This window comes from Pseudomonas sp. FP198, assembly GCF_030687895.1.
Taxonomy (GTDB): Bacteria; Pseudomonadota; Gammaproteobacteria; order Pseudomonadales; family Pseudomonadaceae; genus Aquipseudomonas.
On record NZ_CP117452.1, the window covers coordinates 3,024,576 to 3,046,137 of the forward strand.

Annotated in this window: 19 protein-coding genes; 11 read left to right on the forward strand and 8 right to left on the reverse strand. The window is 63.1% G+C overall.

Features of this window, described 5'->3' with window-relative positions; all coding sequences use genetic code 11:
* Positions 1-18 precede the first annotated feature (18 nt).
* Together PSH78_RS13800 and PSH78_RS13805 are read right to left on the reverse strand one after the other, a co-directional pair.
* On the reverse strand, positions 19-996 hold the full coding sequence (locus PSH78_RS13800; RefSeq protein ID WP_305494747.1) for a thiamine pyrophosphate-dependent dehydrogenase E1 component subunit alpha: 978 nt from the start codon (positions 994-996) through the stop codon (positions 19-21).
* A gap of 2 nt (positions 997-998) precedes the next feature.
* Positions 999-2,072, reverse strand: coding sequence for an ATP-NAD kinase family protein (locus PSH78_RS13805; protein ID WP_305494749.1), 1,074 nt, complete (start codon positions 2,070-2,072; stop codon positions 999-1,001).
* Positions 2,073-2,416: 344 nt separating this feature from the next.
* On the opposite strand from PSH78_RS13805, the gene PSH78_RS13810 reads away from it, so the two are divergent.
* Complete coding sequence (locus PSH78_RS13810; RefSeq protein ID WP_305494751.1) at positions 2,417-4,282, forward strand: sigma-54-dependent Fis family transcriptional regulator; 1,866 nt, start codon at positions 2,417-2,419, stop codon at positions 4,280-4,282.
* A gap of 4 nt (positions 4,283-4,286) precedes the next feature.
* Here PSH78_RS13810 and PSH78_RS13815 read toward each other — a convergent pair whose 3' ends face one another.
* From PSH78_RS13815 to PSH78_RS13825, 3 genes are all read right to left on the reverse strand, one after another.
* Entirely contained in the window at positions 4,287-4,616 is a 330-nt protein-coding gene (locus tag PSH78_RS13815) for a hypothetical protein (protein WP_305494753.1), read from the reverse strand.
* 295 nt (positions 4,617-4,911) lie between these two features.
* The gene (locus tag PSH78_RS13820) at positions 4,912-6,123 is read right to left on the reverse strand and encodes a cytochrome c biogenesis protein DipZ (protein WP_305494754.1); all 1,212 of its coding nucleotides are present in this window, start codon (positions 6,121-6,123) and stop codon (positions 4,912-4,914) included.
* A 193-nt stretch (positions 6,124-6,316) separates the two neighbouring features.
* Complete coding sequence (locus PSH78_RS13825) at positions 6,317-6,580, reverse strand: DUF2790 domain-containing protein (RefSeq protein ID WP_305494755.1); 264 nt, start codon at positions 6,578-6,580, stop codon at positions 6,317-6,319.
* A 223-nt stretch (positions 6,581-6,803) separates the two neighbouring features.
* On the opposite strand from PSH78_RS13825, the gene PSH78_RS13830 reads away from it, so the two are divergent.
* The 7 genes from PSH78_RS13830 to PSH78_RS13860 all read left to right on the forward strand — a co-directional run bounded on the left by PSH78_RS13830 (position 6,804) and on the right by PSH78_RS13860 (position 15,624).
* The gene (locus tag PSH78_RS13830; protein ID WP_123344949.1) at positions 6,804-7,544 is read left to right on the forward strand and encodes a response regulator; all 741 of its coding nucleotides are present in this window, start codon (positions 6,804-6,806) and stop codon (positions 7,542-7,544) included.
* Positions 7,541-8,863, forward strand: a complete 1,323-nt coding sequence (locus PSH78_RS13835; RefSeq protein WP_305494757.1) for an ATP-binding protein — start codon at positions 7,541-7,543, stop codon at positions 8,861-8,863. The genes PSH78_RS13830 and PSH78_RS13835 overlap by 4 nt, the downstream gene beginning before the upstream one ends.
* 308 nt (positions 8,864-9,171) lie before the next feature.
* Complete coding sequence (locus PSH78_RS13840) at positions 9,172-9,810, forward strand: hypothetical protein (protein WP_305494758.1); 639 nt, start codon at positions 9,172-9,174, stop codon at positions 9,808-9,810.
* Between the two features lie 16 nt (positions 9,811-9,826).
* Positions 9,827-10,345, forward strand: coding sequence for a DoxX family protein (locus PSH78_RS13845; protein ID WP_305494759.1), 519 nt, complete (start codon positions 9,827-9,829; stop codon positions 10,343-10,345).
* Between the two features lie 99 nt (positions 10,346-10,444).
* Positions 10,445-12,244 carry a thiamine pyrophosphate-requiring protein gene (locus PSH78_RS13850; protein WP_305494760.1) on the forward strand — a complete coding sequence of 600 codons (1,800 nt, stop codon included), beginning with the start codon at positions 10,445-10,447 and terminating at the stop codon, positions 12,242-12,244.
* A gap of 2 nt (positions 12,245-12,246) precedes the next feature.
* On the forward strand, positions 12,247-12,921 hold the full coding sequence (locus tag PSH78_RS13855; RefSeq protein ID WP_305494761.1) for a DUF2238 domain-containing protein: 675 nt from the start codon (positions 12,247-12,249) through the stop codon (positions 12,919-12,921).
* Between the two features lie 129 nt (positions 12,922-13,050).
* Positions 13,051-15,624 carry an EAL domain-containing protein gene (locus PSH78_RS13860; RefSeq protein ID WP_305494762.1) on the forward strand — a complete coding sequence of 858 codons (2,574 nt, stop codon included), beginning with the start codon at positions 13,051-13,053 and terminating at the stop codon, positions 15,622-15,624.
* 478 nt (positions 15,625-16,102) lie between these two features.
* Here PSH78_RS13860 and PSH78_RS13865 read toward each other — a convergent pair whose 3' ends face one another.
* Complete coding sequence (locus tag PSH78_RS13865; protein WP_305494764.1) at positions 16,103-16,543, reverse strand: carboxymuconolactone decarboxylase family protein; 441 nt, start codon at positions 16,541-16,543, stop codon at positions 16,103-16,105.
* A 162-nt stretch (positions 16,544-16,705) separates the two neighbouring features.
* Between PSH78_RS13865 and PSH78_RS13870 the strand changes: the two genes are divergently transcribed.
* The 3 genes from PSH78_RS13870 (at position 16,706) to PSH78_RS13880 (ending at position 19,133) form a co-directional block, all read left to right on the forward strand.
* Positions 16,706-18,139, forward strand: coding sequence for a PLP-dependent aminotransferase family protein (locus tag PSH78_RS13870; protein WP_305494766.1), 1,434 nt, complete (start codon positions 16,706-16,708; stop codon positions 18,137-18,139).
* A gap of 124 nt (positions 18,140-18,263) precedes the next feature.
* Positions 18,264-18,557: a putative quinol monooxygenase gene (locus PSH78_RS13875; RefSeq protein WP_305494768.1), complete on the forward strand. Its 294-nt coding sequence runs from the start codon at positions 18,264-18,266 to the stop codon at positions 18,555-18,557.
* Positions 18,558-18,728: 171 nt separating this feature from the next.
* Positions 18,729-19,133 (forward strand): cupin domain-containing protein, encoded by a 405-nt coding sequence (locus PSH78_RS13880; RefSeq protein ID WP_305494770.1) that lies wholly within the window; start codon positions 18,729-18,731, stop codon positions 19,131-19,133.
* A gap of 40 nt (positions 19,134-19,173) precedes the next feature.
* Here the strand turns inward: PSH78_RS13880 and PSH78_RS13885 are convergent, their stop codons facing one another.
* Positions 19,174-20,115, reverse strand: a complete 942-nt coding sequence (locus PSH78_RS13885) for a p-hydroxyphenylacetate 3-hydroxylase reductase component (protein ID WP_305494772.1) — start codon at positions 20,113-20,115, stop codon at positions 19,174-19,176.
* Positions 20,116-20,186: 71 nt separating this feature from the next.
* Positions 20,187-21,356: a p-hydroxyphenylacetate 3-hydroxylase oxygenase component gene (locus PSH78_RS13890; protein WP_305494774.1), complete on the reverse strand. Its 1,170-nt coding sequence runs from the start codon at positions 21,354-21,356 to the stop codon at positions 20,187-20,189.
* Positions 21,357-21,562 lie beyond the last annotated feature (206 nt).

Genomic DNA, 21,562 nt, shown 5'->3' on the forward strand with positions numbered 1-21,562 from the left:
TTCTTGTTTTAAGGGGATTCAGGGATAGCTGACGTAGACGTCGGTCAGCAGGTCGGCAGCTGCGGGCTTGGGATCGGACTTGGCCTTGTACACGGCGTTTTCGATCAGCAGCTCGACTTCCTTGTCGACCTGGTCCAGCTGCTCGATGGTGAGCAGGCCGGCCCGCGTGGTGCGCTCGCGAAACTGCATCAGGCAGTCCTGGTTCTCGCGAAAATGCTTGACCTCATCCGGCGCGCGATAGGTCTGGGCGTCACCCTCGAAGTGGCCGTAGTAGCGGGTCAGCTTGACCTCGATCAGCGACGGCCCTTCCCCGGCACGGGCGCGCTCGACGGCTGCACCGGCCGCTTCATGTACGGCGAAGAAGTCAAAGCCGTCGACCGTCACCCCGGGCATGCCGAAGCCGGCGGCGCGGTCGGCGATGTGATCGCAGGCCACCGACCAGTTCGACGCGGTGGCTTCGGCGTAGCCATTGTTTTCCGCGATGAACAGACACGGCAGGTTCCACACCGAGGCCATGTTCATGGCTTCGAACACCGCGCCTTCGTTGGAGCCGCCGTCGCCGAAAAACACCACGGCGACGCTGTCGGTGCCCTTGAGCCTGGCCGCCAGGGCGGCGCCGACGACCAGCGGCGCACCGGCGCCGACGATGCCGTTGGCACCGAGCATGCCTTTCTCGAAATCGGCAATGTGCATCGAGCCGCCCTTGCCTTGGCAGACGCCGGTTTTCTTGCCGTAGATCTCGGCCATCATCCCGTAGACATCGACGCCCTTGGCAATGCAATGGCCATGACCGCGGTGGTTGGAGGCGATGCAATCGTCATCGCCCAGATGGGCCATGACGCCAGCGGCCGAAGCCTCTTCGCCTGCGTAAAGGTGAACAAAACCGGGGATCTCGCCGGTGGCGAACTCCACGTGCAAGCGCTCTTCGAAGGCGCGGATGGTGCGCATCACTTGATAGGCGTGCAGCAATTGATCGTGGGTGAGCGGTGTCGACATTTTTATTCTCCAGGGGTGTCTTCTTGAAGGTTCAAGGGGTGTTGCGGGTGCTCGCGACCGATGGCCAACAAGCGTTGTTGCGCGGCGTAGCTGAGCACCGCGTTGACGTCGATGCTCAGCGGGCCGCCGGCATCGAGGGTGATCGTGGGTCGGTCATGGACGTTGAATTCGATTTCCCGCTCGCCGTCCAGGGCCAGCGTGCCGCTGGACAGCGACAAGCCGTGGGCAACGCCGGGCTCCAAAGGGCCGGCGGCAAGCACGCCACAGCCCTGCAGCAGACCGGGGGCCAGTGGCACCAGCAGCGCTTCGGGCGATTGCGGGTCCAGGCGCATCCAGGCGCCGCCCGGGGCCTGGCGGGACACCGGCAACCACAAGCCGCACAGCGCCGACAGGCCAATGGATTGCGGTTCGGCAAAGGTCACGAAGACTTCGGCCAGGTCCTGCGCGCGGCTGATGGCCCGCGCGCCGACAAAGCGCAGCGGCGACACGGCGACATCCACCAGGGCAACTTCGCGCAAGCCACGCCCGGCGTCGCAGACCAGCAGGCGTTTGTTGCGACGCAAACCGATGTGCTCGGGAATCCGCCCGCTGGCGTACAACCCGCCGGCCAGCCCGGCACTGGTGGCCTCGCGCAGCTCTGGGAAGGCGTTGTTGGTGCCGGTGGAAAGGGTCAGCAATGGAATATCACCGACTTCAGCGGCCACTGCCTTGTGGGTACCGTCGCCGCCGAGCACCGCGATCAGCGACACTTCGCGCTCGGCCATCAGGCGCGCGGCCCGGCGGGTGTCTTCGACGGTCTGGCGCAGGGTCAGGTCGAGAAACTCCAGGGCCGGCCAACGGCTGCTACGGGCCTGGCGGCTGTGGCTGTTCTTCAGCACGGCGGCGGCCATGCCGATCATGTCGGTCGGCATCAGCACCCGTTCGATGCCGGTGGCGCCGAACGCGGCCAGCAGGCGCTGGATCACCGAGACTTTGTCGGTACTGGAAAACAGCCCGGCGTTGGCGGTCAGGCGGCGTACGTCGCGGCCCGAGGCGGGGTTGGCGATGATGCCGACGGTGAGCGGACGGCGACTCATGTCGCCACCACGGGGTAGACAGGCAAATGACCTGGGCAGATAGACATAGGCACCTCTTTCTTATTCTTGGAAGCCCACCTGATGTGGGTCCAAGGCCTGGAGCAAGGCCGGTGCCAATTACCCGTTGAATGCTGGAAAGCCTCGATATAGAGCGCTTTAAACGTAAATTCGGGTGCGCCGGGAAGGAGCTTGGTGAGACGCCCCATGTCAGCCTGCACGGGACGACGGCGAGACGCTGAGACGTCGCGTCTCACCCCGGCGCCTGCGCTGCGCCGGGCTTGCCGGCGCCGGGTGATCAGCGCTTAATGTGCGCACAACGACAAGAAGCTGAACCGGAGGCCCCTATGCTTTCCGCTCACTCCCGGGCGCATGTGGATTGCGTCAGCCGCGTGCTGAAGAACGCCGCGCAGCTGCCGCAACTGCCGGTGCCGGACCTGATCTTCGACTCCTGGCGCCGCTCCATGGAGCAACATCACCTGGACCCAGGCTCATTGCAGGGCCCGCGCATCCTTTCCCACGAAGTGCTCAAGCAATGTCGCGAGCGCTCGGAACTGTTCCTCAACATCGCCAGCGATGAAGTGGCGCGCCTGCATGGCCGGGTGCGCGATGCCGACTATTGCGTGCTGCTGACCGATGCCCAATGCCAGACCATCGACTATCGGGTGGAAACCACCCTGCGCAACGACTGCCGCAAGGCCGGGTTGTACCTGGGCACCTGCTGGTCGGAGGGTGAAGAAGGCACTTGCGGCGTGGCGGCGGTGCTCACTGCCAGGACGGCGGTGACGGTACACAAGCGCGACCATTTTCGCGCCGCGTTCATTGGCCTGACCTGCTCCGCCGCGCCGGTCTTCGATCCGCAGGGAGAACTGCTCGGGGTGCTGGACGTCTCGGCGGTGCGTTCGCCGGACGATCGACGTTCCCAGCACCTGATCCGGCAAATGGTGGTGCAAAGCGCACGGGAGATCGAGCAGGCGTTTTTCATGAGCAGTGCCCAGGGCTACTGGGTCTTGCGCGCCCATCGCAACGCCGGCTACGTCGACAGCCAGCCGGATTTTCTGTTCGCCTGGGATGACGAGGGTTGCCTGCAAGCCCTGAACCCGGCGGCGCGTCATTACTTGCTGGAGCGCTACGGCCAGACGCCCCGGCACATCAGCCAGGTCTTCGACCCGCAGTTGTTGCACCGCGCCCGTGACGAAAGCCTTTACCCGCTCGGCCCATCCCTGCACGGCCGCCTGAGCGCGCCGCGACGCCGGGCGACCCCACGCAAGCGCGCCACGATGGCCCCGGCCGAGCTCGATCCACGCCTGGCCGACAGCCTGAACCTGGCGGTGCGGGTCAAGGATCGCAACCTGCCGGTGCTGATCCAGGGCGAGACCGGATCCGGCAAGGAAGTCTTCGCCCGCCAGTTGCATCAGGCCAGCCAGCGTCGAGAGCGACCGTTCGTGACCCTGAACTGCGCGGCGATTCCGGAAAGCCTGATCGAAAGCGAATTGTTCGGTTATGTCGCCGGCGCCTTTACCGGCGCTTCGGCCAAAGGCATGCAGGGCCTGCTGCAACAAGCCGATGGCGGCACATTGTTTCTCGACGAAATCGGCGATATGCCCCTGCCCCTGCAGACCCGTCTGTTGCGGGTGTTGGCCGAAGGCGAAGTGGCGCCGCTGGGGGCGGCGCGGCGCAAGGCCGTGGACATCCAGGTGATCTGCGCCACTCACCGTGACTTGGAAACCCTGGTGGCAGCCGGCGAATTTCGCGAGGATCTGTATTTCCGCCTCGGCGGTGCCCGGTTTCAATTGCCGCCGTTACGCGAGCGCACCGACCGGCTGGCGTTGATCAACCGCATCCTCGAGGAAGAATCGACCCTGTGCGGGGGCGCGGTGCAGCTGAGTGGCCCAGTGCTGGAATGCCTGCTCGGTTACCACTGGCCGGGCAACCTGCGCCAGTTGCGACATGTGCTGCGTTATGCCTGTGCGGTCTGCGCAGGGAGCGTGGTCCAGCTCAGTGATTTGCCGGAGTCACTGCACGGCAGCGAAACCGCTGTCCGGGGGCCAGAACCCAGCGCCAGCCCGGAACGCCAGGCGCTGCTCGATGCCCTGGTGCGTCATCGCTGGAAACCCACCCCGGCGGCCCGGGCCCTGGGTATTTCCCGTGCGACGCTGTATCGCCGGGTGCATCAGCATGGCATCGAAATGCCCGGCAGGAGCCCCGGCTGAACCCTCATCGGCGGGCCAGTTCGTGACGCACGCATTGTTCGTAATAGGTCTGCTTGACGGCGGCAGGCTTGAGCCGCGATGCGCTGTTGTAGGTCTGCTCGGTAATGCCCAGGGCAGTCATGCGCATCCATGGCCGCGCAAACTTGCGCACCTGCAGCTTCTTGCGCGCCCCATACAGGCTGACACCGGACAGCTTCGACGCCTGGGCGCCCGCCGCAATGTCCGAACCCCAGCGACACACCGACTGCTGGTTCGAGGTAAGCGCCCTGGCCTGGGCTTCAAGCGAGACAGCGGTCAGCAACATGGCCGCCGCGATCCATATAGAAACGCGCATAGGTTTGTCGTCCAACATTCTGAAATGAAAGAAGTTTGACTTGGTGCGAATGAGCAAGGGGCCAGCATTTTCATTTTGCTCACGGCCGTTGCGACGTAACTTAGAAATACTTATAGGACTGTTTCTCAAGCCATTATTTTTAAATACCTTCTACGGTGGCGAGGGGATTTATCCCCGCTGGGCTGCAAAGCAGCCCCAACACCTGGCAACCTGGTTTATCAGGTAGAACAAAGGGGCCGCTTCGCGACCCAGCGGGGATAAATCCCCTCGCCACAGAAAGCCCCCTCACCACGGGTCACTCGCTGGCCTTCGCTTCTTGCAGCAGTTGTTGGATCACTTGCTCCTGCTCTGCATAACGTCCTTCGCCAAAGTGGCTGTAGCGCACCTGCCCCTTGGCATCGATGAAGTAATGGGCCGGCCAGTACTGGTTGCTGAAGGCGCGCCAGATCGAATATTGGTTGTCGATGGCCACCGGGTAACGGATGTCGAGCTTTCGCACCTGTTCGCGTACGTTATCGATGATCTTCTCGTAGCCGTATTCCGGCGTATGCACGCCGATCACCACCAGCCCGTCCTTCTCGTATTTCTTCGCCCAACCATTCACGTACGGCAGCGTGTGCTGGCAGTTGATGCAGTCGTAGGTCCAGAAATCCACCAGCACCACTTTGCCCCGCAGTGACTCGCTGTTCAGCGGCGGCGAGTTGAGCCATTGCACCGCGCCTGCCAGCGAAGGCATCGCGCCTTGGGCATCCAGGGGCGGCAGGCTGCTGGCCTCAGCCTTGCTGACCATGTAGTCGATGGCCTTGGGCACGTTCTCCAGCAGGCTTTTTTCCAGGCTGGCGGACTGTTGCGAGGACGTCGCCGCCAACAACCGGTCATCTGCCCCGCTGCCGATCGCCACGGCCGCCAGCAACACCAGCACGCCCGTCGCCCGACGCAGCCACGCGGTGATCGGCAGCGAGGGTTTCAGCCGACCGATCAGGCCACGCCCGGCCAGGATCAGCGTACCCAGCGACAAGGCGCTGCCCAGGCCGTAGGCAAGCAACAGCAGGCTGGTCTGCGCGCTGGCACCTTGCAGCATCGCCCCGGTCAGGATCACCCCAAGGATCGGCCCGGCGCACGGCGCCCAGAGCAGCCCCGTGGCGACGCCGATCAGCAGCGACGCCAGCGGCGCGGCCATCCGTCCGGCGCCGGCGTCGAGGCGATTGCCCAGGCTGACCAGCGGCCGCGCGAGCCAGGTGGCGACCCGGCTGAATATCAGCGACAAGGCAAACAGCACCATCACCACCAGGGCGACTTGCCGGCCGACGCTGCTGGCGCGGATGACCCACTCGCTGCTGACCACTGCCAGGCTCGACACCAGGGCGAAGGTCAGCACCATGCCGGCCAGAGTCAGCAGCACCGAGCCGCGCGATTGATTGGCCCGGGCGAACAGGAACGGCACCACGGGCAGGATGCAGGGGCTGAGGATCGTCAGGACCCCGCCGAGAAAAGCGATCAGAAGCATGGCACACCTCAAAATGGGTAAAGCATGAATAGGAGCCAATACCTTTGTGGCGAGGGGATTTATCCCCGCTGGGCTGCGAAGCAGCCCCCTGGCTCTATCGGATACACAGAGTTTCAAGGCTTTGGGGCCGCTTCGCGACCCAGCGGGGATAAATCCCCTCGCCACAGAGGCTGGCTCGCATGGCTGCCGTGTTTCAGTTCTGGTTGCTGCAGTGATCGGAAAACTTGCGATAGTCCAGCGCCTGCTCGTGCCCCGCGGAATCCAGGTAAGTCATGCGGGCATTGACCACGCCACAAGCCGGTTGCGGGTCTTCGGTCAGGGACAGCACTTTGCCCACGTCCAGGTGGCTGCCGTAGCTATAGGTGTGCGGCTGAACGTTGCTTTCGGCCCGGGCCGACAAGGTGCAGATGTTCAGCGCGGCAAACAGGCAGGCGGCGTAGATGGCTTTGGTGTTCATGACGATGTCCTCGATTCAATGGTTTATCGCAGAGGCCCGTTGTGTTGCCTCGATGGATGCCATTGAATGCCGCCCAGGTATCGCGCCTGTATCGGGCCAGGGGGCTTTTTGCATCGCTGTGTATCCGCCGCGCGCCAGATACACTCCAATACAAACCGTCGCAGGCCAGGCCGGCTGGTGCCTGTAGACTGACCAACAACAAAACGCCAAGGGGCAGAACAGCATGGATCATGTCGATCATGTGTTGATCGTCGATGACGATCGCGAGATTCGAGAGCTGGTGGGCAACTACCTGAAAAAGAACGGCCTGCGCACCACCGTAGTCGCCGATGGCCGGCAGATGCGGGCCTTCCTGGAAACCACCCCGGTGGACCTGATCGTGCTGGACATCATGATGCCCGGCGATGACGGGCTGGTGTTGTGTCGGGAACTGCGCGCCGGCAAGCACAAGGCCACGCCGGTGCTGATGCTCACCGCCCGCAACGACGAAACCGATCGCATCATCGGCCTGGAAATGGGCGCCGACGACTATCTGGTCAAGCCTTTCGCCGCTCGCGAGCTGCTCGCCCGGATCAACGCCGTGCTGCGCCGCACCCGCATGTTGCCGCCCAATCTGGTGGTCACCGAAAGCGGGCGCCTGCTGGCGTTCGGTCGTTGGCGGCTGGACACCACCGCCCGCCACCTGCTGGACAGCGACGGCACCATGGTCGCCCTGAGCGGCGCGGAGTACCGTCTGTTGCGGGTGTTCCTCGATCATCCGCAGCGCGTCCTCAACCGCGACCAGTTGCTGAACCTGACCCAGGGCCGTGACGCCGATCTGTTCGATCGCTCCATCGACCTGCTGGTCAGCCGCCTGCGCCAGCGCCTGCTGGACGATGCCCGTGAGCCGGCCTACATCAAGACCGTACGCAGCGAAGGCTACGTGTTCTCGCTGCCGGTGGAGATCCTCGAGGCGTCGGTATGAAGCTGTCGCTGCGCTGGCCACGTACCCTCGCCTCGCGCTTGTCGTTGATCTTCCTGATCGGCCTGGTCCTGGCCCAAGGCCTGTCGTTTGGCGTCCAGTATTACGAACGCTACGAGAGCGCGAAGAACACCATGCTCGGCAACCTCGAGACCGACGTCTCGACGTCCGTCGCCATCCTCGATCGCCTGCCAGCCGCCGAGCGCGAGGCCTGGCTGCCGAAACTGGCCCGGCGCAACTACGGCTACGTGCTCGACGAAGGCGAACCTGGCATGCCGATGTTGCCCGACAACGCCCCGATATCGGTCAGTTCGATCCAGCAAGCCCTGGGCGAAGCCTATGCGCTGACGTATAACCAGATCCCAGGCCCGAAGATGCACTACCAGGCGCACCTGCGCCTGAAGGACGGCAACCCGCTGACCATCGATGTGCGCCCGGCAATGGCACCGCTTTCGCCCTGGCTGCCCGCGGTGCTGCTCGGGCAACTGGCGCTGTTGATCGGTTGCACCTGGCTGGCCGTGCGCATCGCCGTCAGCCCGCTGACCCGGCTGGCCCAGGCCGTGGAAACCCTCGACCCCAACGCCCACGGCGTGCGCCTGGATGAAAAAGGCCCGACCGAAGTGGTACACGCGGCAAAGGCGTTCAATGCCATGCAGGACCGCATCGCCGCCTACCTCAAGGAACGCATGCAACTGCTGGCGGCGATTTCCCATGACTTGCAGACGCCCATCACCCGCATGAAACTGCGCGCCGAATTTATGGACGACGGCATCGAAAAGGACAAACTGTGCAGCGATCTGAGCGAAATGGAACACCTCGTGCGTGAGGGCGTGGCCTACGCTCGCAGCATCCATGGCGCCACCGAGGCCAGTTGCCGGATCAGCCTGGATGCGTTTCTCGACAGTTTGGTGTTCGACTACCAGGACACCGGCCAGGACGTGCAGTTGTCGGGCAAGAACGCCGCCGTGATCGACACCCGTCCCCATGCGCTGCGGCGGGTGTTGGTCAATCTGGTGGACAACGCGCTGAAATTCGGCGGCGCGGCGCAGATCCAGATTCAGCCTGCTGCCTACGGGCAACTGGCGATCCAGGTGCTGGATCGCGGGCCCGGCATCAGCGAGGCGGAACTGGCCGAAGTGCTCAAGCCGTTCTACCGGGTCGAGAGCTCGCGAAATCGGGAAACCGGCGGCACGGGCCTGGGACTAGCCATCGCCCAACAACTGGCGAGTGCCATGGGCGGCTCGCTGACCTTGAGCAATCGCGATGGCGGCGGATTGTGTGCCGAGTTGCGGTTGGCTTGCAATACCTCATCCGGAAGTTGATCAAGCCCCTGTGGGGTTGCCTTAAGTGAAAAGTATTACCCTGTGGGAGCGAGCCTGCTCGCGAAAGCGCTTTGCCAGTCGACATCACTGTTGACTGACCTGACGTCTTCGCGAGCAGGCTCGCTCCAACAGGGTTCGGCATTCGGCCTGATGTTGGGTTTGTATATCAGTGTGTCAGCGGGCACATGACATACACAAACTTGCACACCGCCACCCTTCCAGACACACCCCGCTTACACCCGTTTGAAAGACTCCTTGTGTCCCCGGCCACCCTGACGGCCGGGCCATGAAATCCAAGGAGCCTACCCATGCCTGCCACCACCGCAACGCCACCTGCTTTCCGTTTCCAGGGCTGGTCGCTGTTCAGCCTGATTGCCGCCCTGGTGCTGTTGATGACCGCCCTGACCCTGGCAGTCAACCCGGACCTCACCGAAGGCGTGCGCAGCGCCATTCGCGCCACCGCCCGGTCATCCTTTGCCCTGTTCCTGCTGGCCTTCACCGCTTCGGCGTTTGCCGTGCTGGTGCCCTCGCCCTTGAGCAAGTCCCTGGTGCGCGAACGGCGCTTCATCGGCTTGGCCTTTGCCTTTTCCCACCTGGTCCACGCGGTGTTGATCTATTGCTACGGCCAGCTCAACACAGAGTTCTGGCCGGGCCGCACCGCCGTCGGCAATCTGCCCGGCAGCGTGGGCTACGTGTTCATCCTGCTGCTGGCCCTGACCTCGTTCAAAAGCACCACGCGGCTGATCGGCGCCATCGCCTGGAAACGCCTGCACACCACCGGCATGTGGGTGTTAGCGGCGATCTTTGCCTACTCCAACTTCAAGCGCATTCCGATGAGCGCCTGGTACGTGCTGCCCTTCGGCCTGATCTGCGCCGCCACGGCGGTCCGCCTGGTGGGCAAGCTGGCCCAGGCCAACAAGCGCCACGCCCTGCAACGTGCAGCCTGAGTAAAGGAGATCAATCATGTACACGTCTTTTTCGAAAGCCTTGAACGGCCTGCACCTCAACCTCGACCACGCCGGCTCATGGCTCGCACCGCTGGGGCTGCGCCTGTTCCTGGCCTGGGAGTTCTTCGAATCGGGCCTGGAAAAATGGAACGGCCAGAACTGGTTCGCCGAAATCCAGGCGGCCTTTCCGTTCCCTTTCAATCATGTGCCGGCCAGTTGGAACTGGGAACTGTCGATGTGGGCGGAGCTGATCTGCGCCATCGCCCTGCTGGTGGGCCTGGGCACACGTGTTTCGGCGCTGGTGTTGATGGTCGTCACGGTGGTCGCCACGGCGGCCGTGCACTGGCCGGCGGATTGGTCGAGCCTGAGCGAACTGGCCCAGGGATACGCCATCACCAACAGAGGCTTTGGCAACTTCAAGCTGCCATTGATTTACTTGGTGGCGCTGCTGCCGTTGCTGTTGCAGGGCGCCGGAAAATTGAGTGTGGATGCCTTGCTGAAGACGCTGCCATCGATAAAAAAATCGAAACCTTGAGCGGCTTGCGTCGGTCCAGTCCTGTATGAGCCACGGCGCTGCGTACCGCTGCCTAGGGTCGCAGCCCGACAAGACAGCCCATCAGGACGAGGAACAGACATGAGCATGACCGTCGGCGATTTTCTGGTTGAGCGCCTTTACGAATGGGGGGTTCGCCGTATCTACGGCTACCCGGGCGATGGCATCAACGGCGTGTTTGGCGCCTTGAACCGGGCCAAGGGCAAGATCCAGTTCATTCAGGCGCGTCACGAGGAAATGGCCGCGTTCATGGCCTGCGCCCATGCCAAGTTCACTGGTGAGCTGGGGGTCTGTATCGCCACGTCGGGGCCGGGGGCGTCACACCTGATCACCGGCCTGTATGACGCACGCATGGACCACATGCCGGTCCTGGCCATCTGCGGCCAACAGGCGCGCAATGCGCTTGGCGGCCATTATCAGCAGGAACTCGACCTGGTCAGCCTGTTCAAGGATGTGGCCGGCGCGTTTGTCCAGCAGGCCAGCGCACCCGCGCAGGTGCGCCATCTGCTCGACCGCGCCGTGCGCACGGCGGTGGGCGAGCGCCGGGTCACCGCGCTGATCCTGCCCAACGACTTGCAGGACATGGAATACACCGCGCCTCCCCACAAACACGGCACACTGCATTCTGGCGTCGGTTATAACAAACCCAAGGTCGTGCCTTACGAGGAAGACCTGCAGCGGGCCGCCGAAGTCCTCAACGCTGGCAAGAAGGTCGCCATCCTGGTGGGCGCCGGCGCGCTGCACGCCACGGATGAAGTGATTGCCATCGCTGACAAGCTCGGTGCCGGCGTCGCCAAGGCCTTGCTCGGCAAAGCCGTGGTGCCGGACGAGTTGCCATGGGTCACCGGCTCAATCGGCCTGTTGGGCACCGAACCCAGTGACAACCTCATGGCCGGTTGCGACACGCTGCTGATGATCGGGTCCGGCTTCCCCTATGCCGAGTTTCTGCCCCGGGAGGGCCATGCGCGTGGCGTGCAGATCGACCTGCAGCCCGACATGCTCAGCCTGCGCTACCCCATGGAAGTCAATCTGCAGGGTGACAGCGCCGACACTCTGCGAGCCTTGTTGCCGCTGATCGAAGAAAAGACCGACCGCGCCTGGCGCAGGAAAATCGAACACTGGCGTGCGGACTGGGACAAGACCCTGGAAAAACGCGCGCTGGTCTCGGCCAAGCCGATCAATCCGCAACGGGTCACGTTCGAACTGTCGCCACGCTTGCCGGACCGCGCCATCATCACCTGTGATTCCGGCTCCTGCGCCAACTGGTATGCCCGGGACCTGCAGATCCGCCGGGGCATGCTGTGTTCGCTGTCCGGTGGCCTCGCCTCCATGGGTGCCGCCGTGCCCTACGCCATCGCGGCCAAGTTCTGCCATCCGGATCGACCGGTCATCGCCCTGGTGGGCGATGGCGCGATGCAGATGAACAACATGGCCGAGCTGATTACCGTCGCCAAGTATTGGCGCAGCTGGACGGACACCACCTGGATCTGCGCGGTGTTCAATAATCAGGATCTGAACCAGGTGACCTGGGAACAGCGGGTCATGGAGGGCGATCCGAAATTCGAAGCCTCGCAGAACATTCCCGACGTGCCCTACCACCTGTTCGCCGAGTCCATTGGCCTCAAGGGCATCCTCGTCGATCAGGAAAGCGATGTGGCCAGCGCCTGGGAACAGGCACTTGCCGCCGAACGCCCGGTCCTGATCGAGTTCCGCACTGATCCCGACGTGCCGCCGCTGCCGCCACATATCAAGCTGGAACAGGCGAAGAAATTTGCCTCGACCCTGCTCCAGGGCGACCCGAATGAACGCGGCATCGTGGTCGAGACCGCCAAACAGGTGCTGGGCGCCCTGCTGCCCGGCCAGCGCAAGGACAAAGAGTGAGCATGCAGATCCGAGCAAGCCGATACGAGCTGATCCTGCTGGGAAGTTTTATCGCCCTATGGACGGGGCTGGCCATCGCGCCGGTCAAGCGTAGCGACTGGCTGGCGGAGAATCTGCTGGTCTTTGCGCTGCTGATCGTCCTGGTGGCGATCCGTCGGCGGTTCAGCTTCTCGCGTCTGTCGGCGACGCTGGTGTTCGTGTTCCTCTGCATCCATGAGGTCGGCGCCCACTACACCTACGCAAAAGTTCCCTACAACCAGTGGTGGCAAGCCTTGACCGGTGGCCAGCCGCTGGACCAGCTCCTGGGTTTCCAGCGCAACCAGTTCGATCGCCTGGTGCATTTCAGCTATGGCCTGCTGCTGGCCTATCCGGTACGCGAGGCGCTGCTGCGGGTGATCCCGGCCCGTGGTTTCGCGGGTTATTTCCTGGCGTGGAACCTGATCCTGTCGTCATCGGCCATCTATGAACTGATCGAATGGATCGGCGGCGCCTATATGGGCGGCGACACCGCCAAGGCCTTCGTCGGCGCGCAACAGGACCCGTGGGACTCGCAAAAGGACATGGCGCTGGCGGGCTTGGCCGCGTGCTTGACGCTGGTGGCCGCCGCCGCGGTCAACTATTTCCAGCAACGGGACTTTGCCCTGGAATGGGCACTGCGCAAGAAAGCCAGCACGTGAAAGGGACCGGCCCCCGGAAAAAATGATGCAACTGGTCAGCATTTTTTCACTTTTATTAAGTTAATCAGGCAGTCAGCCGATACAAAGTTAGTGCGGGGTATTCTCGCGTTCAGCTGATGGCTTGTTTTTATGATTGAAGATGCTGGCAATGGCTCCTCCGTGATTTCCGGCGAGCGGCCAACCCGAAGTTTCACCCGCCGCACTTTCCCGGCCATCATGCTGCTGCTGTTCATCATGTCCGCTTTGGCCATCGCGGTGCTGCTCAACGTTACCCAGACCCAGGACGAGCAGGCCCGGGAACAAAGCGTGTTTTTTGCCCAGCGGGCCATCGAAGGCATGCGCACGGGCATCGGTCGTGATCTGAGCGACTACTCCAAATGGAGCGACGCTTATCGGCATCTGCACGTAGAGGTCGACAAAGACTGGGCCTACGACCAGGAAAATGTCGGCAGCAGCGTGTTTTCACTCTATGGCTACCAGGCCGTGTTCGTCATTTCCCCAGCCGGCAAGACGGTGTATTCGGTCATCGATGGCGAGATGAGCCAAGTGGCGGCCGACACGTGGTTGACCGGTGACCTGCGTGCACTCGCCAGCAAGGCCAGTACGGCGGAAAATCGCGACGAAGTGATCGTCGAACTGCTGCATCACGAGGACGCGCCCGCCTTCGTCGCCGTCTCGGCGATTACCACCGGCACCGACAACAGCGTGGCCGAAATTCCGGGGCCGCCCAGCCTGCTGTTATTTGTCAAAGTCCTGGACCGTGGCGCGCTGCAAAGCCTGTCCCGCGACTTTGCCCTGCCCGACGCGCATATTGCCCGCACGCCAGGGCCCAAGGACACCGCCCAGATCTTGCTCAACGACCTGACCCGCGAAGCGTTGGCCTGGCGCCCCGCGACTCCTGGCAAGGACCTGCGCAAAGTGCTGCTGCCCTTGCTCGCACTGGCATTGCTGTTTCTTGCAATCATGGCCCTGGCCGTGTTGCGGCATGCGCTGATCATGCTCCGCGCCCAGGAGCAGCAATACGCCAGCCTTCTCGCCCACCGCAAGGCGTTGGAGCGCAGCGAGGAGCGCTTCCGGGACATCGCCGAGGTCTCGTCCGACTGGCTGTGGGAGGTCGACTCGAACGGAACATTGACCTATCTGTCGGAACGCTTCGAACAGGTCACGGGTTTCAACCCCAGCGAGTGGCTGGGCAAGCCGTTGCACCGGCTGTTGCATCCACACAGCGGATCGATCTCGATTTCCCATTGGCTGCTCGCCGGTGCCAACAGCGCCTCCTCTGCGCCGCTGCTTTGCGAATACACCGCGCGCAACCAGCGCATACGCACCTGCAAACTCTCAGTACGGGCCATTGAAGCCGGCGCCCTGGGTTTTCGTGGCACCGCCACCGACATTACCGAAGAGTTGCGTGCGCTGGCGCAGATCAAGCACCTGTCGCTGCACGATCCGCTGACCGGGCTGGCCAACCGCAACCGTTTGTTCGATTGCCTCAGCCAACACCTCGACCAGGCGCGAGATACGCCACTGGCGATACTGAACCTGGACATGGACCGGTTCAAACCGGTCAACGACTCCCTGGGCCATGCCGTCGGCGACAAGGTGCTGAAGGAAGTTGCCCATATCCTGCAACAGAACGTGCGCGGCAGCGACCTGGTGGCGCGCCTGGGTGGCGATGAATTCGTCATCATCCTGCCGAACCCGGGCGGCGCCAGCGATCTCGACCAATTGTGCTCGCGCCTGATCGAATGCATGCAGCGGCCCATGCACCTGGACGGTAATACGCTGTACCTGGGCGTAAGTATCGGGGTTGCCTGGTCGCAGCCCGGTGAGCAGCGTGCCGAAGAGCTGTTGCGCCAGGCCGACATTGCCCTGTACGCGGCCAAGGCCGCGGGGCGCAATACCTGGCGCGTATACGAAGAGGCCATGGGCAATGTGGCCCGCGACCGTCGACGCTATGAGCAGCAATTGCGCGATGCAATGCAGCAGGACCAGCTGGAGCTGCGTTACCTGCCCCGTTTCGATGTGGGCGCCGAGCAGCTGTATGGTTTTGAAGCCCAGGCCTTCTGGCACCATCCCGAGCGCGGTGAGCTGGGCGGGATCGACTTCATCCCGGTCGCCGAAGCATCCGGTCAGCTGGAGGACCTGGGCAGCTGGATGCTGATCAACGCCTGTGACGAGGCAATGAGCTGGCCCACCCCGCTCAATGTCTCCATCGCCGTTTCGCCTCGCTGGTTCAGCAGCAGTTTCCTGTTCAACCAAGTGCACAAAGCCCTGGAAACAAGCGGCCTGCCCGCCCAACGGCTGACCCTGGAAGTGGCCGAAGGCGTCCTGCTGACTGACCATAAGACGCTCGCCAGAACCCTTCATGCCTTGAAGGCGCTGGGCGTGCGGATCAATATCGACAAGTTCGGCACCAACATAGCGTCCCTCCGGGAAGTGCTCGACCAGCCATTCGACGGCATCCGCTTCGATCGTAATATCCTGGCGCAACTGGGCCTGGAACATGATCAGGAAGGCGTGCTGGCGATGATTCGGTTGAGTCGCAGCGTCGGGTTGATGGTGACAGCCGAAGGTATCGAGAACGCCGTGCAGTTCAGCCAATTGCGCAGCGTGGCTTGTGATCATGTCCAAGGCCCGTATTTCGGCGCAGCCCTGGCCCGCTCGGAAATGGCCTCGTTCTTTACCACGCCTCGCTGGCTGTAGCATCTGCAATGCCTTTGGGGGGAGCGAGCCTGCTCGCGAAGGCGTCGGCACATTCACTACCGATGCAAACTGACCCAGCGCTTTCGCGAGCAGGCTCGCTCCCACCTTGGTCTCCGGTGTTCATTGCATCTACATTCGCAACACTGCGCCCCCTGTGGGAGCGAGCTTGCTCGCGATGGCGGCGGCACATTCAATGCTGATGCAAACTGACACACCGCTTTCGCGAGCAGGCTCGCTCCCACCTTGGTCTCCGGTATTCATTGCACCTACATTCGCAACAAAGCCCTCTGTAGGAGCGAGCCTGCTCGCGAAGACGGCGGCACATTCAGTACCGATGCAAACTGAACCATTGCTTTCGCGAGCAAGCTCGCTCCCACCCGATCTCCGGTATTCATTACATCTACATACGCAACAAAGCCCCCTGTGGGAGCGAGCCTGCTCGCGAAAGCGGCCTGACGGCCGCCACATCAATAGCCGTTTAACCCCCGGGGCTCTGGCGAAAGCTCACCGCCAGGCGGTTCCAGCTGTTGATGGTGCTGATCGCCAGGGTCAGGTCCACCAGTTCTTCTTCGCTGAAACTGGCGCGGGCCAGGGCGTAGACGTCGTCTGGCACTTGGCTTTCGGCCAGCAGCGTGACGGCTTCGGTCCAGGCCAGGGCGGCTCGTTCGCGCGGGTTGAAGAACCCGCTGTCGCGCCACACCGCCACCGCGTAGAGGCGCCGCTCGGTCTCGCCCTGGCGACGGGCATCCACCGAGTGCATGTCGGTACAGAACGCGCAGCCGTTGAGCTGCGAGGCGCGGATCCTGATCAGGTGCAATAACGCCGGTTCTATACTCAGCCGGCTGGTCAGCGCCTCCAGGCCAATCATGGCCCGCATCGCCGCGGGGGACGCACTGTAGTAATCCAGACGCGGGCTCATGACGGGCTCCGTAGTGATCGATGAATCCACGGTAGGTCGTCGAGGCCGCGCGTGACAGGTCCAATCCGCCGAAAAACGCCCACGCAACTTCTCCGCCCCAGCGCAATGCGAGTAATCTCGCGTTTTCCCCTGCCGCAAACGATCACCCAGGAGCCCGCGGGTATGGAACTTCATGTCGTCATCAACGGCCGCAAGGACCTGACGGGCCAGTTGTACCGACAACTTCGCAGCGCCATCGAAAGCGGTCGCCTGGCGGCCGGCACGCAGCTGCCGCCCAGCCGGCTGCTGGCCGAGCAACTGGGCATCTCGCGCAAGACGGTCTCCGACACCTACGCCCAACTGACCTACGAAAACTTCCTCACCGGCGTCATTGGCAAGGGCACCTACGTCAACGCCCGCCCAGCCAACATCGTGCGCAAGCAAAGCCACCGCGAGCTCGCCGGAGCGGACGTCGTCGAGACCTGGCGCAACATGCCGGACCTGCTGCGTCACCCGCTTGCCGAAAGTGCGTTGCGCTATGACTTCATCGGCGGCGCTACCGGCAAAGGCCAGTTCCCCCTGGATGACTGGCGCCGGTGTACGGCCCATGCCCTGCGCCAGATCGCCAACGCCAAGGGTTTCTACAGCCAGCCGGAAGGGTTGGCGGCGCTGCGCAATGCCATCGCCCGGCACATCGCGTTCTCTCGTGGGGTCAACTGCCAGGACGAGGACGTGGTGGTGTGCAACGGCGCGCAGCAGGCGCTGGACCTGATTTCACGGGTGCTGACCCGCCCCGGCAGCCTGGTGGCGATGGAAGATCCGGGGTATCCGCCGGCACGCCTGCTGTTTGGTTCCCATGGCGCGACGGTGGCCGGGGTGCCGGTGGATGAGCAAGGCATGCGCGTGGACTTGATTCCCGACGGCACGCGGCTGATCTACGTGACACCCTCCCACCAGTTCCCCCTGGGCATGCCCATGAGCCAGCCCCGGCGCGAGGCCTTGCTGTCGCGGGCCTATGAACTGGGGGCGATCATCATCGAAGACGACTACGACAGTGAATTCCGCTATGAAGGCCGGCCCACCGACTCGCTGCAAAGCATGGATGAGCGCGGGATCGTCGCCTACGTCGGGACGTTCTCCAAGACCTTGTTGCCGGAGCTGCGGCTCGGTTATGCAATCCTGCCACCGGCGATCCTCGAAGCGGTGATCCTCGCCAAGCGCCTCACCGACCAGCACACCTCCACCCTGCCCCAATGGGCGCTGGCCAAATTTATCGCCGAGGGTTGCCTGCTCAAGCACATCCGCCGTTGCCACTCCCTGTACGCAGGCCGGCGCGAGCGAATCCTGGCCCGCATGGGCGACGATCTGGCGCCTTGGTTCGAGGCCGTGCCGACCACCGCAGGTTTCCACATGGCGGTGTTGTGCAAGGTGCCAATCGACCTGCCGCTGGTGATCGAGCTGGCGAAAAAAGCCGAGGTCGGGCTCTACAGCCTCGACGGTTTTTTTCATGCCGCACCGGTACGCTCCGGCCTGATGCTAGGCTTTGGCGCCATCGAACTGCTCGACATCGACGTCGCCCTCGACCGTTTGCGCGACATTCTCCAGCAGGTCGCCTGATCGATTGGACTGGGGATTTATCCGCCCATTGGCTGTTTTAGCCGGGTGCCGGCAGGCCTATTCTGCCTGGGTGTCATCACGTATCGGAAGCACTCCCGTTCGACTTGATTCAGGAGCCAGGACAATGTCTCGCCAAGTGATCAACACCGTACAGGTGCAAGCCGCCGCCGGACGCTCGGAAGAGCTCGGCCGGCAGTTGCAGCAAATCGTCGAAACCCTGCGCGCCTTGCCGGGCTGCGATGCTTACATGGTCGATCGTTGCCCGGAGCACAACGACCGCTGGAACGTCAGCGCCCGCTGGCAATCGGAGGCGGCCATGCAGGCCCATTTCAATTGCCCCGAAGTCCAGGGCTTCATCAGCCTGATCGAAAGCCGCCTGGCTCGCAGCGTCGACTTCAACAGTTTTCCGCTGGTGTGAATCCCTTCTCCCTGTGGCACTGAAAGCTTTCACAGGGGGCCCTTCAACGTGTGGCACTCATTGGTCTATCTGTCTTCCGCAAGATTGGACGTTTGTCCGCAACGTCTCGGGGCTTAGGGTGGAGCCATCGCCACAGCGCGAACCCACTCACACCACGAAGGTCCCTCCCTGATGAAAACCCTCTACTTGATCGCTGCCCTTGGCCTGCTTCCCGTCGCCCCGCTCTACGCTCATGAAACCGCGCCTTCGGAAAAAATCCAGGTGCTGCAAGAGAAACTGCTGAAAAACCTGCCCGACAAAAAAGCCATGATGCTGACCGTCGACTATGCGCCGGGCCAGTCTTCCATCGCCCACAAGCATGACGGCACGGCCATGGCCTATGTGCTCGAGGGCGCCATCACCTCCCAGGTCAAGGGCGAACCGGCGATCACCTACAAGGCCGGTGAGTTCTGGTACGAAGCCGCCGGCTCCGAGCACCTGGTGTCGAAGAACGCCAGCGCCACCCAACCGGCGAAGCTGCTGGTGTTCATGGTGATGGGCAAGGACGAAGCGGTGCTGATCCCGTTGAAAGACTGACCGCCGCCGCGACTGTGCCGGGCTTTTGGCCCGGCGCAGCTCAGGCGCCCTGGATGATGCCCTTGAGCACCGTCTTGAAACTCTCGAGTTGTTCATCGCTGAACTGGCCGAACACCTTGTCCTGCTGCTCCTTGGCAATCGCCCAGAGGCCTTCGGTTTCATCGATGCCCTTGACGGTAAGGCGCACGCGATCGCCCTCATCGGTGACCAGCCCCTTGCGCCGCAGATTGGCCACCGCCTCTTCGATCTCACGCACCGGCATCGCCACTTCGCGCTGCAGATCGGCCATGTTCAGGCCAGCGTCGTTCTCCAGCACCATCAACATCCTCGCCTCGCTGGTGCGCAGTCCGGTAGACAACTGGCGCGGCTGGTAACTGGCCTGGTAGGCCCGCAGGGCCTGGGTCATCAGGTAATACAGGTTATGGCTCAAGCGACCCTGGAAATGACTGCTCGGCGGCTGGCCTTCGCCGCGCTGAGTCATGCGCGTATGCGGCAGGACCATCGAATAAGCGCCCTGATGGTAGAGCAACGGCGAACGCCCGAAATCATCGAACGCGACGACTTTGCCGATCATGATCCAATGATCACCGCCATCGACCTGCTGGAACTTCTCGCAATGGAAACGCGCCGAGCAATCGACGAACACCGGCGCGCCCCCTTCGCCGGCCTCGAACTGGATTTCGGCGAAGCGGTCATCCTTGGGCCGGGCGAAGTTGTTCGACAGGTCGATCTGGTCGGCGGCCAGCACGTTGACGGCGAAATGGCTCGCGGCTTCGAATACACCGTGGCTGCTGGAACGCTTGTCGATGCTCCAGAGAATCAGTGGCGGGTCGAGGGATACCGAATTGAAGCTGTTGGCCGTCACGCCGACCTTGCGCCCATCCTCGGTCGCGGCGGTGACCACGGTCACGCCGGTGGCAAAGTTGCCCAGGGCCCGGCGGAACGCGCGGGTGTCGAAAGCAGTTTCACAGATATCGGACATGCAAGACTCCCGGCCGCCTCAGTCGACGGCCTCGATTGTTGTTATTGGAACCGGGTTTGCCGGGCAGACGATCAAACCATGCTGGGATCGGGCTCCAGGCCCATCAATTCCCGGCCCAGGATCTGCGCGCAGACGTCATAGTCGGTGTAGGCATGGGCGCCCGTCAGGTGCGCATCGCGAAACAGCCGTTGCAGTTCATTGGTTTCGAACCACGCGCCGCCGCCCGCGGCGTCCATCAGGCGATCCACCGCCTGGATGCACATCTTGGTCGCATAACCCTGGTTGGTCCGCCAGAACGCCAGGGTCTCGCGGCTCGGGTATTGATGCCGCTCGCTGTGCTCGGCGTGGTCTTCCCAGGTTTTTTCGAGGAAAGCCCGAGCCGCGGCCACCTGGTGGGTGGACTCGGCCAGGCGCATCAGCGCTGGCGTGGCGGCGCCGACCGCGGCACCGGTGTAGGCCCGCACGCGGGTCCGGGTTTTCTCGCGAAAGACCTCCAGCATGCGTTCGGCGACGCCGAGGCTGACGGTAGAGAAGCCGCTGGCGAAATACGGACGATACGGCGCGTAGAAAATCTTGCTATCGGGGTACAGGCCAAAGCCGCCGGACTTGCCTTCCATCATGTCCTTGGCTTTCTGGATCCGGTGCTCCGGCACAAAGGCATTATTGATGATCAGCGTCTTGCTGCCGCTGCCACGCATGCCGACCGCGTACCAGTCATCGCGAATCTCATAATCGCGGCGAGGCAACACCGCAAAGCAGTAATCCTGGGTGCCTTCGGCATTCTTGCGGCGGAAACCGACGATGGCCCATTCGGCATGGTCGCAGCCGCTGCTCCAGCCCATTTCACCGCTGAACGTCACGCCGCCCTCGACTTCCTCGGTGCGGCCGAAAGGCGCGATGCTGCTGCTGGCGGTAGCATCGGAATCGTCACCCCAGACCTCTTCCTGGGTCTGGGCCGGGAACAATGCCAGCTGATGACTGTGGGTGCACAACAGGCTCATGGCCCAGGCGGTGCTTGCGCAAGCGCCGGCCAGCAGGGCGATGCAATCGGCGAACTGCGGCAGGGAAATCTCCATGCCACCGTATTTTTTCGGCTGGAAGGCCCGGTGCATGCCTATGCTCTTGAGCAGGGCAATGTTCTCGGCGGGAACGGTACGGTCCTTCTCGGCCTGGAAGGCGTTGGCGGCGATGACCGGCAGGATTGGCTTGAGGTCTTCGAGCAGCGGGTTTGGCTTTTTCATGGACGGGCTCTTTTATTATCTGGCGTCTGCCGATCCCGCCCTTGCCCGCCGGCCAGGCGGCTGCACAAACAGCGGGATCAATGATTAAGGCCGGTCCAGTATGGGTTCACCGGAGCCGCTGAAAAATGCACCTTCCAGATCCAAGATTGTACTTTTCATGGTGCGCGATACCGCGATGGCGCGCTCGGTCAAATAACCGGCACGGA

Coding starts and splice junctions, on each gene's coding strand:
- PSH78_RS13805 (WP_305494749.1), bottom strand. CDS start 2,072: ATGAGTCGCCGTCCGCTCACCGTCGGCATCATCGCCAACCCCGCCTCG.
- PSH78_RS13840 (WP_305494758.1), top strand. CDS start 9,172: ATGCCTGCCACCACCGCAACGCCACCTGCTTTCCGTTTCCAGGGCTGG.
- PSH78_RS13890 (WP_305494774.1), bottom strand. CDS start 21,356: ATGAAAAAGCCAAACCCGCTGCTCGAAGACCTCAAGCCAATCCTGCCG.
- PSH78_RS13865 (WP_305494764.1), bottom strand. CDS start 16,543: ATGAGCCCGCGTCTGGATTACTACAGTGCGTCCCCCGCGGCGATGCGG.
- PSH78_RS13885 (WP_305494772.1), bottom strand. CDS start 20,115: ATGTCCGATATCTGTGAAACTGCTTTCGACACCCGCGCGTTCCGCCGG.
- PSH78_RS13855 (WP_305494761.1), top strand. CDS start 12,247: ATGCAGATCCGAGCAAGCCGATACGAGCTGATCCTGCTGGGAAGTTTT.
- PSH78_RS13835 (WP_305494757.1), top strand. CDS start 7,541: ATGAAGCTGTCGCTGCGCTGGCCACGTACCCTCGCCTCGCGCTTGTCG.
- PSH78_RS13800 (WP_305494747.1), bottom strand. CDS start 996: ATGTCGACACCGCTCACCCACGATCAATTGCTGCACGCCTATCAAGTG.
- PSH78_RS13810 (WP_305494751.1), top strand. CDS start 2,417: ATGCTTTCCGCTCACTCCCGGGCGCATGTGGATTGCGTCAGCCGCGTG.
- PSH78_RS13830 (WP_123344949.1), top strand. CDS start 6,804: ATGGATCATGTCGATCATGTGTTGATCGTCGATGACGATCGCGAGATT.
- PSH78_RS13845 (WP_305494759.1), top strand. CDS start 9,827: ATGTACACGTCTTTTTCGAAAGCCTTGAACGGCCTGCACCTCAACCTC.
- PSH78_RS13860 (WP_305494762.1), top strand. CDS start 13,051: ATGATTGAAGATGCTGGCAATGGCTCCTCCGTGATTTCCGGCGAGCGG.
- PSH78_RS13875 (WP_305494768.1), top strand. CDS start 18,264: ATGTCTCGCCAAGTGATCAACACCGTACAGGTGCAAGCCGCCGCCGGA.
- PSH78_RS13870 (WP_305494766.1), top strand. CDS start 16,706: ATGGAACTTCATGTCGTCATCAACGGCCGCAAGGACCTGACGGGCCAG.
- PSH78_RS13880 (WP_305494770.1), top strand. CDS start 18,729: ATGAAAACCCTCTACTTGATCGCTGCCCTTGGCCTGCTTCCCGTCGCC.
- PSH78_RS13820 (WP_305494754.1), bottom strand. CDS start 6,123: ATGCTTCTGATCGCTTTTCTCGGCGGGGTCCTGACGATCCTCAGCCCC.
- PSH78_RS13825 (WP_305494755.1), bottom strand. CDS start 6,580: ATGAACACCAAAGCCATCTACGCCGCCTGCCTGTTTGCCGCGCTGAAC.
- PSH78_RS13850 (WP_305494760.1), top strand. CDS start 10,445: ATGAGCATGACCGTCGGCGATTTTCTGGTTGAGCGCCTTTACGAATGG.
- PSH78_RS13815 (WP_305494753.1), bottom strand. CDS start 4,616: ATGCGCGTTTCTATATGGATCGCGGCGGCCATGTTGCTGACCGCTGTC.